This window comes from Muribaculum sp. (assembly GCF_029051885.1).
GTDB lineage: Bacteria > Bacteroidota > Bacteroidia > Bacteroidales > Muribaculaceae > Muribaculum.
In genome coordinates, this window is record NZ_JAIDKI010000040.1 from 1 (window position 1) to 10699 (window position 10699).

Annotated in this window: 10 protein-coding genes; 2 read left to right on the top strand and 8 right to left on the bottom strand. The window is 51.9% G+C overall.

Features of this window, described 5'->3' with window-relative positions; all coding sequences use genetic code 11:
* The 6 genes from K2I50_RS01855 to K2I50_RS01880 form a co-directional block, all read right to left on the bottom strand.
* Positions 1–210 (bottom strand): (Fe-S)-binding protein (locus K2I50_RS01855; protein WP_301024552.1); only part of this gene is annotated, 210 nt, incomplete at its 3' end.
* 94 nt (positions 211–304) lie between these two features.
* Entirely contained in the window at positions 305–733 is a 429-nt protein-coding gene (locus K2I50_RS01860) for a SoxR reducing system RseC family protein (RefSeq protein WP_301024553.1), read from the bottom strand.
* Complete coding sequence (locus K2I50_RS01865; protein WP_301024554.1) at positions 733–1980, bottom strand: DUF1015 domain-containing protein; 1248 nt, start codon at positions 1978–1980, stop codon at positions 733–735. Before K2I50_RS01865 ends, K2I50_RS01860 begins: the two co-directional genes overlap by 1 nt.
* A 5-nt stretch (positions 1981–1985) precedes the next feature.
* Positions 1986–3254, bottom strand: coding sequence for an adenylosuccinate synthase (locus K2I50_RS01870; protein WP_301024555.1), 1269 nt, complete (start codon positions 3252–3254; stop codon positions 1986–1988).
* Between the two features lie 28 nt (positions 3255–3282).
* Entirely contained in the window at positions 3283–3747 is a 465-nt protein-coding gene (locus K2I50_RS01875; protein WP_301024556.1) for a Fur family transcriptional regulator, read from the bottom strand.
* A gap of 139 nt (positions 3748–3886) precedes the next feature.
* Positions 3887–6334 carry an endonuclease MutS2 gene (locus tag K2I50_RS01880; protein WP_301024557.1) on the bottom strand — a complete coding sequence of 816 codons (2448 nt, stop codon included), beginning with the start codon at positions 6332–6334 and terminating at the stop codon, positions 3887–3889.
* 132 nt (positions 6335–6466) lie between these two features.
* Here K2I50_RS01880 and K2I50_RS01885 point away from each other — a divergent pair, with 132 nt between their 5' ends.
* A complete protein-coding gene (locus tag K2I50_RS01885) occupies positions 6467–7192 on the top strand; it encodes a C40 family peptidase (protein ID WP_301024558.1) in 726 nt (241 codons plus the stop codon).
* A gap of 85 nt (positions 7193–7277) precedes the next feature.
* Here K2I50_RS01885 and gdhA read toward each other — a convergent pair whose 3' ends face one another.
* On the bottom strand, positions 7278–8615 hold the full coding sequence (gdhA, locus tag K2I50_RS01890) for an NADP-specific glutamate dehydrogenase (RefSeq protein WP_301024559.1): 1338 nt from the start codon (positions 8613–8615) through the stop codon (positions 7278–7280).
* A 290-nt stretch (positions 8616–8905) separates the two neighbouring features.
* Between gdhA and K2I50_RS01895 the strand changes: the two genes are divergently transcribed.
* Positions 8906–9331 (top strand): DUF4293 domain-containing protein, encoded by a 426-nt coding sequence (locus K2I50_RS01895; protein WP_301024560.1) that lies wholly within the window; start codon positions 8906–8908, stop codon positions 9329–9331.
* Positions 9332–9421: 90 nt separating this feature from the next.
* On the opposite strand, the gene K2I50_RS01900 is transcribed toward K2I50_RS01895, so the two are convergent.
* A complete protein-coding gene (locus K2I50_RS01900) occupies positions 9422–10480 on the bottom strand; it encodes a GNAT family N-acetyltransferase (protein ID WP_301024561.1) in 1059 nt (352 codons plus the stop codon).
* Between the last annotated feature and the right edge of the window lie 219 nt (positions 10481–10699).

Genomic DNA, 10699 nt, shown 5'->3' on the forward strand with positions numbered 1-10699 from the left:
GTCAAGAGACGCGGCCGTTGCGCATGCACATGCGAAATCGTGGCATCCTGACCGGCCACAACTTCCACAGTTGGCTCCCGGGAGGAGTTCTTCCACCAAAGCAATGCGCGGGTCTTCTTTGACATAAAATCGCTTGGATACAACATAAAGGATGGCTGCACTCAGCAAACCGATTCCTCCAAGCACAATAATTGCACTGATTATGGACATATTTGGATATTGATTAAAAAAGGTATCAGAGAGTCAGGGAGTAGAGAGGATGTATAGCGGATGTGAGCGAATGTGCGCTCGTATGATAAATCTGTCATCCGGATACAACCCAGTGGGGATTGGAGAAAAAACTGTCACGACAGATATACAAAATGAAATAATATATGGCGGTTGCTGCAATTCCGGCGGTGGCGGCCATAGTCTGTGATGTCCCCAGCCATATGGCCGTGAATGTGCCGCACACCAACAGCAGGCAAGGCAGTGCAAGCGCCAAAAATATGGCTTTCATACGCTTTGAAGTGGATATGGATATTTCCACCTTGTCGCCAATGTTGAAGTTACGCGTTCTTTCCGAGCGTGGAATGGCGGCTTTCACAATAATCTCATCCTGTGGTTTGCCTGACGGATGGCATACTGACTTGACCGCACATCCGGCGCAATCGGCTCCGGACGCTATCGATACCGATAGCGTCCGTGAGCTTATGCCGGTCACTATGCCGTGATGGCGCAGTGAGTATTCCATTAGTCGTCAAGTTTGTGTATCACCAGGCCGGAGCGTAGTTTGGGCTCAAACCAGGTGGTCTTGGGCGGCATGATGTTGCCGGTGTCGGCGATTCTCATCAGCTGCTCCATGGATACGGGGTATAGAGCCAGGGCGACTTTCATCTCGCCGGAGTCTACGCGGCGTTTGAGTTCGCCGAGGCCGCGTATTCCGCCTACGAAGTCGATACGCTTGTCGGAACGCAGGTCATGTATACCGAGAATATCGCGCAAAATAAGGTCGCTTGATATAGTCACGTCGAGTCCGCCGATAGGGTCGGCATCGTCGTATCTTCCTTCGCGAGGAGTAAGGCTATACCAGCTGCCTTCGAGGTAGAGGGAGAAGTTGTGCAGTGCGGCCGGACGGTATTCACCGGTGCCCTTGTTCTCTACGCTGAAGTCTTTTTCCAGGGCCACAAGGAACTCTTCGGGGCTAAGTCCGTTGAGGTCACGTACTACGCGGTTGTAGTCGATAATGTTGAGGTGTGACGCAGGGAATGCAACTGCAAGGAAGTAGTTGTATTCTTCGTCGCCCTTGTGGTCGGGATTGTTTTTGGCTTTCTCGTTGCCGACGAGAGCGGCTGCTGCCGTGCGGTGATGTCCGTCGGCTATGTACAGTGCGGGGATGGCGGCAAAGAGCTCGGTGATGCGGTCGATAGTGGCATGGTCGTCAATCACCCAGAAGTGGTGGCCGAAACCGTCGGGAGCGGTAAAGTCATATTCGGGCTCGGCGGCAGTGACCCTGCGGATAATGGCCTCAAGCTCGTCGTTGTCGGGAAATGCGAAGAATACCGGCTCGATATTGGCATTGTTGATGCGCACATGTTTCATGCGGTCTTCTTCTTTATCGCGACGTGTGAGCTCGTGCTTCTTTATGCGCTCTTCCATGTAGTCCTCGACGTTGGCCGCGATTACGAATCCATACTGAGTACGACCGTTCATGGTCTGGGCGTATATGTAGTAGTGCTCCTCACGGTCCTGTATGAGCCATCCGTTCTGTTGGAATGCATTGAAGTTGGCTACTGCACGGTCGTATACCTTGGGATCGTGCTCATCGGTGCCCGGTTCGAAGTCGATTTCGGGCTTTATGATATGGTAAAGCGACTTTTCGTTGTCGCCGGCTTCAGCGCGGGCTTCTTCGGAGTTGAGTACGTCGTAAGGCCGTGAAGCAACTTCTGTCACGAGTTCACGCGGAGGGCGTACTCCACGGAAAGGTTTTATCTTGGCCATGATACTTATTTTTTACGAATGATGGTCTGCTCGCGGTCGGGACCGATTGATACAATCACAATCGGGGTCTGGAGTTCCTTTTCAAGGAATGCGATATAATCGTTGAAGGCTTTGGGGAATTCCTCCTCGCTTCTCATCTTGGTCATATCGGTTTTCCAGCCGGGAAGAGTCACATAGACGGGCTTGATTTCATCTTCTTCGATTGAGAAGGGGAACTCCTCTACGCGTTCGCCGTTGATTTCGTAGGCTACGCATGCCTTGATTTCGTCAAATCCGTCGAGCACGTCGCTCTTCATCATGATGAGTTTGTTGGCTCCGTTGACCATTATGGCGTATTTAAGAGCTACGAGGTCAATCCATCCGCAGCGGCGCTCACGTCCGGTGACTGCACCGTATTCGTGGCCGAGGTCGCGGATGAGTTTGCCGGTCTCGTCAAACAGTTCTGTCGGGAACGGTCCGGCGCCTACGCGGGTGCAGTAAGCCTTGAATATGCCGTAGACATCGCCGATTTTGCGTGGAGCTACACCAAGTCCGGCACATGCTCCGGCGCAGATTGTGTTGGATGAAGTGACAAACGGGTAGCTTCCGAAGTCGACATCGAGCATTGTTCCCTGTGCACCTTCGCAGAGCACGCTCTTGCCTTCATTGAGGCAATGGTTGATATAGTGCTCGCTGTCGATAATGTCGAATGTGCGCAGGTAATTGATTGCATCGAGCCATTTGGCTTCCAGTTCGGCGAACTCAGGCTCTTCGCCCATTGAGCGCAACATGGCAACATGGCGGTTGCGTGCCGCTTCGTATTTTTTGTCGAAATTGTGGAATATGTCGCCAAGGCGCAGGCCGTTGCGGCTTACTTTGTCGGTGTATGTAGGACCGATGCCTTTGCCTGTAGTTCCGATTTTAGCTCCACCTTTAGCCCGTTCGTTGGCAGCGTCAAGCAAGCGGTGGGTAGGGAGTATGAGGTGGATTTTTTTTGAGAGTTTCAACACTTTGTGGAGGTCGGTTCCGCTCTTTTCAAGCGCTTCGGCTTCCTCCCTGAACAGTACCGGATCAAGTACTACTCCATTGCCGATAATGTTGGTCTGGCCGTGCTGGAACACACCTGACGGGATTGACCGGAGCACATATTTCTTGCCTTCGAACTCAAGAGTGTGTCCGGCGTTTGGTCCGCCCTGGAATCGGGCAACCACGTCGTAGTCGGGAGTGAGCACGTCAACTACCTTGCCTTTGCCTTCGTCGCCCCACTGGAGGCCGAGCAATACGTCAACTTTCATTTTGATTCTGTGTTGGTTTATTGTAGTGTTATTGTTTCTTCTTTCTTCGGTTGCGGCGTGTACACGCCGCGCATGTGCCATGGATATACAGACGGAAGTACGACGCATGGAATGCAGAGTAGTGTCTCCCGTCAACAAACGCCGCAAGCTCCGGGTCTTTCACCTCCTTCACTTTACCGCACTGTGTACAGATGAGATGAAGGTGGTTGGATATTCCGGTCAATTCATATTGCGCCGGATTTGACCCGAAACGATGGCATCTTACTATTGCGGCATCTGTGAGCAGGTCGATAGTGTTGTATATTGTAGCGCGACTTACATGGTAGCCGTCGGCTTCAATAGCACTATATAGCTCGTCGATGTCGAAATGGCATGACATCTCGCACACTTTGTCCAGTATAGCAAAGCGTTCCGGTGTGCGTCGCAGTTTTTTTGCTGAGAGGTAGCCTGTTAACGCTGCGTGCGCGGCATTTCGTGTCTTCTCGTCGACCATTGCGATGCAAAGATACTTAAATCCTTAGCTTTTACCAAATTTTTGTAAATGCCCGATTGTGCATGGATTATCTGAGGAGTTGATGTGGCATGAGTATCCCGAGGAGGTGGGTTGCATTGGGTGTGTCGGGCGGTGTGGGTCACCGTAGTTCGACTACAGTTATGCCTGCGCCTCCAAACTGTACATGCTCGTCGTGGTAGCTGCGTACGCCGTTGATGGTGTCGAGATACTGACGTATGTACTGTCGGAGTGCTCCGGTGCCTGTGCCATGCAGTATGCGTACGCGCTCGGCATTGAAGCGTATGGCATCGTCGATGTAGTATGTGACAGCCTGTACGGCTTCGTCAACACGCATTCCGCGTACGTCGATTTCCTGCTTGAAGTCGAGTTGGCGCTGGCGCTGTGCGTCGGAAGTGGCGCCTACGAGCGATGCTCCGGATTTCATGCCAGAGGAGGGCTGGGCTATGGTGCGTCGCAGACGGTTTACCGGCACTTCGGTCTGTAGCATTCCGAATGCCACAGTGGCTTTCTTTCCGTTTATTGCAAGCACTTTGCCTACTGTTCCCTGGCCGTCGAGACGTACGTTGTCGTCAACGCGTACGGGTTCGTTCTCTGCCGGCTGACGTTGTTTTCCGCTTTCTTTGCGTCGTTTGGGCGCTTTTTTAAGCAGCGCGTTCTCCTTGCCGTCGGTATGGAGCAGTCCTTCTTTTTCCTCACGTAGCCTGCGGCGTGCTTCGAGGGTGGATTCTTTCTCGGCCTGTGCGCGCTTTATCTCGTGTATGGTGCGCTCGATGGCGGCATTGCTGCCGTCGAGTATCTTTCGGGCCTCTTCCTTGGCTTCGGCAAGGATTTCGCGGCGTTTTTCCCGCAGTTGTTCGGCATCTTCCTCATATTGAGCGAGCCGGCTTTCTATTTTTTTCTCTTTCTGGCGAATGGCCATGCGCTTGTTTTCCCAGTAGCGCTTGTCGCGGGCTATGTCGAGAAGATACTTGTCGAGATTTATGTAATCGCTACCTACGATTTTCTCGGCATCGGAGATTATCGACTCGGGGAGTCCTATTTTACGTGCGATTTCTATGGCAAACGAGCTGCCGGGATTGCCGATTGATAGCCTGAACATAGGCTGCATGAGATGGCGGTCGTAGAGCATGGAGCCGTTGACGAGTCCGTCGGTATCTTCGGCGAAGTGCTTGAGATTCTGGTAATGTGTGGTTATGACGCCCCACATGTGCCGGTCGTTGAACTGGCTCAGAACGGCCTGTGCGATGGCTCCGCCAATCTGCGGCTCGGTTCCTCCTCCGAATTCATCAATCAGGACGAGTGTCGATGAATCTCCGCGCTGGAGGAAATATTTCATATTGCGTAGATGTGAGCTGTAGGTCGACAGGTCGTCTTCGATTGACTGGTCATCGCCTATGTCGATGAATATGTCGGCGAATATGCCCATGTGGGAGTTCTCGTAGACCGGCGGGAGCAGACCGCATTGCAGCATGTACTGCACAATGCCTACAGTCTTAAGACACACGGATTTTCCTCCGGCGTTAGGTCCGGATATTATAAGTATGCGTGAATCCCTGGTCAGGGTTATATCGAGCGGCACGATTTCTTTCGACTGTCGCCTCAGCGACATGAGCAGCACGGGATGGGTGGCGTGGTACCATTCCATCTCGGGCTCGTCGGTAAGCGCAGGCATGTGTGCGTCGATATCACGCGCCAGGCGTGCCTTGGCCTGTATGAAATCGAGATAGCCGACAATGTCGAGCGACTCGATTATCTGTGGTATGTCAGGGCGAAGTTCGCCGGTGAGCACGGTGAGTATGCGGGTTATTTCGCGGCGTTCCTCCATCTGAAGCTCGCGCACACGGTTGTTGGCCTCGACTATCTCGGCCGGCTCGATGTATACTGTCTTTCCAGAGGCCGATTCGTCGTGGACAATGCCTGAAATCCTTCGTTTGTACATCGGAGGGACGGGGATTACAAGGCGTCCGTCGCGCATGGATGGCGTCACGTCGCTTTCGATATATCCTGCCTCGACTGCATGCGACATGACGCGTCGCATCATGGAGGCTATGGCTCCCGATGTCGATGACAGCTGCGAGCGTATCTCGCGCAACTCGGGCGACGCATTGTCGCGTATGTTGCCGAATCGGTCGATTATCCGGTCAATCGCTTTTACCGTGAGTGGAAATGATGCTATCTTTATTCCTGTCTCATCGAGGTGGGGATAATCGGATTGTCCGTTCTCGTGGCGATGTGTGTTGAAGAATACCGCGAGGTCTGACATGACAGCCAGCGAGCCGCGCACGTCGAGCAGTTCGGGAGCTGTGATGAATGTGCCGGGCACACGGGCGCGGTTGAGAACGTCGCTGACGTCGCGCACGCTTCCCAACGGGAATTCCTCGTCGCTGTTGAGTATTGACAGCATTTCGGATGTAGAGCTGAGCCAATGGAGTACGGTCCGGTAGTCGGACGAGAATGTCATCTCTTCGGTATGACGCTGTCCGAGTGTCGATATGCAGCGTTCAGCCACCCACTCGCGCAAGGTGGCGAAGCCTATCTTGTGTTCAAAAGTGTCGGGATAAATCATAGCTTCTGCAAAATTAGCAAGAATTTGCAAAATGAGGCGCTATTTGCATTTTTTAGGGAAAGTTACTACATGTGAATGTGCGGGATTAATTAATTTTGTGTAAAGGAAGGTGTCTTTTTTATTTATCCACACATGAAATCTATTCGCCTTATATCATATATATTTGTCGTTGCGGCAGTATTGTCGCTTGCCGGATGCCGCTCCTCGCGCAAAGTCGTGCGTGGCAATGAATCAGCGTCGACTACGGTGGGAGGGCTTGACCGCAGCCGTCCGGATACCCGTAAAATGCAGGGCGACGATAAGAAACTTGTAGATGAGGCTCTCACATGGCTCGGGACTCCTTACCGCTATGGCGGTAGCGACTATAACGGTACTGATTGCTCGGGACTCACAATGGAGGTCTATCGTAAGGCTCTCGGTATAAAGATTCCGCGCTCGTCGCGTGAGCAACAGCAGTTCTGCAAGTCGATATCCAAGGGGGCGCTGATGATTGGCGATCTGGTGTTTTTCAGTACCGGGCGTGATAAGAACCGCGTGTCGCATGTGGGCATGTATGTAGGCGACGGGAAGATTGTACATGCCTCGGGGAGCAAAGGCGTAATAATAAGCAATATGAGTGAGCGGTATTATACGAGCACATATCATTCGTCGGGCCATGTCGGGCGCTCTTCCGACAAACATAGGAACAAGAATAAAAAGAACGAGATTCCTCAGCAACAGGTATCGCCGTCTGTCGAGCCTGATAACAACCAGTCGGCTCCTGCGCCACAGCGATTGGAGACCGACCCTCTGCGCTTTAATCTTAACCAGGAGGTAGAGGCACGTATCGATTCGATTTATTCATCGTTTCTTGACTGATAGACATGAGTTTCATTAATGAAATAAGGGCTGTTTCCCAATCCGGAAACAGCCCTTTGTATGTGGGTCGGATGACGTATTAGTGTCAGATAATGCCTTGTCCCATCATGGCGTTGGCCACCTTCATGAATCCGGCGATATTGGCGCCTTTCATGTAGTTGATGTAGCCGTCGGGCTGTGTGCCGTATTTCACACACTGCTCGTGGATATTGTCCATGATATAGTGGAGTTTTTCGTCTACTTCTTTGGCGCTCCATTGCAGATGCATGGCGTTCTGGCTCATTTCGAGTCCGGAGGTAGCTACACCACCGGCATTTACAGCCTTGCCGGGTGCATAGATAGTGTGGGTATCGATGAAGTGGTCGATGGCCTCGGGTGTGCAGCCCATGTTGCTGACCTCAGCTACCATTTCCACGCCGTTGTCGACAAGCATGCGTGCATCGTCGCCGTCGAGCTCGTTTTGTGTGGCGCAGGGCAGAGCGATATCTACTTTCTGCTCCCATGGCTTGCGGCCGGGGAAGAACTTGGCTTCGGGGAAGCGTTCAACATATGGCTCTACGATGTCGTTGCCTGATGCGCGGAGCTCGAGCATATATTCGATCTTCTCGCCTGAGATACCGGCAGGGTCGTACACGTAGCCGTCGGGACCTGAGATAGTGACAACCTTTGCGCCGAGTTCGCTCGCTTTCAGAGCCGCGCCCCATGCTACATTTCCGAAACCGGATATGGCGACGGTCTTGCCGGCGATTGTCTGGTTGCGCAGGGCAAGCATATTGTTGACGAAATAAATAGCACCGAATCCGGTCGCCTCGGGACGGATGCGCGAGCCTCCGAAATCAAGACCTTTGCCGGTGAATGTGCCGTTGTGCTCCTCAACGAGTTTCTTGTACATGCCGTACATGTATCCTACCTCGCGGCCACCTACGCCAATATCGCCTGCAGGCACGTCGCGGTCGGGGCCTACATTCTTCCAGAGTCCGAGCATGAATGCCTGGCAGAAACGCATTATCTCACGGTCGCTCTTGCCGCGGGGCGAGAAGTCGGAGCCACCTTTTGCACCACCCATCGGCAGGGTTGTGAGGGCGTTTTTGAATGTTTGCTCAAATCCGAGGAATTTGAGGATGGAGAGGGTGACGGAAGCGTGGAATCGGATACCGCCTTTATACGGGCCTATGGCGTTGTTGAATTGTACGCGATAGCCGATGTTGGTCTGTACTTCGCCTTTGTCGTCAATCCATGTCACGCGGAATGTTACAATGCGGTCGGGCTCGACCATTCGTTCGATTATCTTTGCTTTCTCAAACTCGGGATGCTGATTGTATACGTCGGCTACGCTAAGAAGTACTTCACGCACGGCCTGCAGATACTCTTTTTCTCCCGGATGCTTTGCCTCGAGAGATGTGATGATATTGTTGATATCCATATCAAAAACTTTTTTTGATTGATAAACTTGAATTCTGTTTCTGTTGTGAGTTCTGTTGTCATGTGACATACAAATATAACAGTTAATTCTGACATTTAGCTATAAAAATGGCCTGATTTTTTTATGTTTAAGGACATAAAAACGCTTGTTGAATACCGTCCGGGCGGCTTTTGATTGCAAAATGCTTAAACTGTCGCAACTATTTGTCATAATGTTGCATATTCTGCGAAAGTTGAGTAATTTTGTTCAGACAAAAAAAATAGATATTAACTTCTACGATTGTTTATATTATGGTAATACAACGTTGGCAGAGCGTGTTTCTGCTTATTGGCGCAATAGCCATGGGGCTGTTTGCATTTCTTGGTACTGTATGCATAGGCGTTACCGACGGGACGGTGTGCTGGCACTCGGTTGACTGCATCCCTCTTTTTATCCTTAACTGCGCGACTGCGCTGGTGGCGTTTATCGACATTTTCCTATTCAATAATCTTAGAGCGCAGAAGCGTGTGGCCATGATTGCTACATTCATGTCGCTTGTGTCGCTTGCTCTTACTGTTGCAGCCGTGTTGTCGCTTGATCAGGTTGTAGAATCCGAATCGGTGGCATGGCGCTGGACTATCGGTCTGCCGGTTGTGGCAGCAATATTTTTCGTATGGGCCAACAGGCGCATGCGTGCCGACGAACGGCTGCTTAAGAGCTACGACCGCATCCGCTGACCATAACCATTGAATACATCAAAAAAAACGTCTCGGCCAATAGGTTGCGACGTTTTTTTGATGTGGAGAATTCGTTTGTGGGGTGATGGCTCAGTCGAGCATCAGGGAGATGAACGGACGGGTGGCCGGGAAGTCGAGAATCTGGCGTGTGACATCGTTGCCGAATACCATTGATGTGAGCACCTCGATGTCGACATCGTAGTCAAGCGAGCCTATGTATCCATCGTTGATTACTGCGAATCCACGGTCGATGGTGTAGATGTGGCTGTTCTGACCGAGAATCGGGTCGTGTACCTTTATATTGACTTTGAGTTCAGGATAGCTTGCAGCGAGCGAACGCAGGAGCATATATACATTTATTATGCGTAGGCTGCCTCTTGGAGTGTCCGTTCCCTGTGGCGCATCGAAATATCCATACACTTCAATCGGGAGATTGCCATACGTCTGTCTGACCAGAGATAAAGCGCCGAGTCGGGCGTCGGGGTCTCGTGCAAGTATATCGGTGATGCGCACTGAGGAGTTGTCGACCGGTAGGGCAAATACTATGGCAGCGCCATTTCCGTCGGTATCCGACAGCAGGTAGGCGTTGCCACCGTCGATAGAGATGTCCTTGAGTATCTGTTGCCACTGCTCGCGGGAATGCTGTATGCAGCAGGGGCGTTGTATCATCATATCCCGAAACAGGGTGTATGCGCCGCCGTCGGCCGATGCGTCGCTGCCGGTGTATTGTCCGGAGCAGGTAAAGATGTGAGCCGACGAGTAGCGCTCAAGATTTATATGGAATGCGGGCGAGAAGCCGAGATTCTCATAAAACCGATATAGTCCGTCATTGGCAGGAATCAGCGAGCAGACCACATCGCCGCGTTTGTAGCTTTGGCGTAGGGCCTGCGACATTAGTTCGGTCATGCATCCTTCTCCGCGATATGGTGTGAGAGTGGCGGCGCCACATATATAGCCGGCCTGGATATTGCAGCCGTGGAAGTTCATCGAGTATTGCTGAAGCATAAGCGCACTCACCGTATGCTTGTCGCGACACAATGTTACGGCTTCGTCATCGCGGTATACTTCCGAGAAGAACATCTCGAGCCATTGTGGCGTGTCATCGAAACATTCGCTCCAGATTTCCCTTACATTGTCCTTGGTACTCATAATTTGTGAATAAACAGTTGTTGGTGTTTATCCATAAACATTCCAAAGGCAGGTGTGGTTTAGGTCAGAGAATAGTTTTGGCGTCTTATGCGGGCTTAGACCCCGTTCACCAATATTTGTTAACGCTGGGGCGGTCAAGCGTCGTGCAGATGTGTTCGCGCAGTGAGGGAGCAATGCGGTTGCATTGTGACCGAAACAAGCGGACGCAGATGCATGACG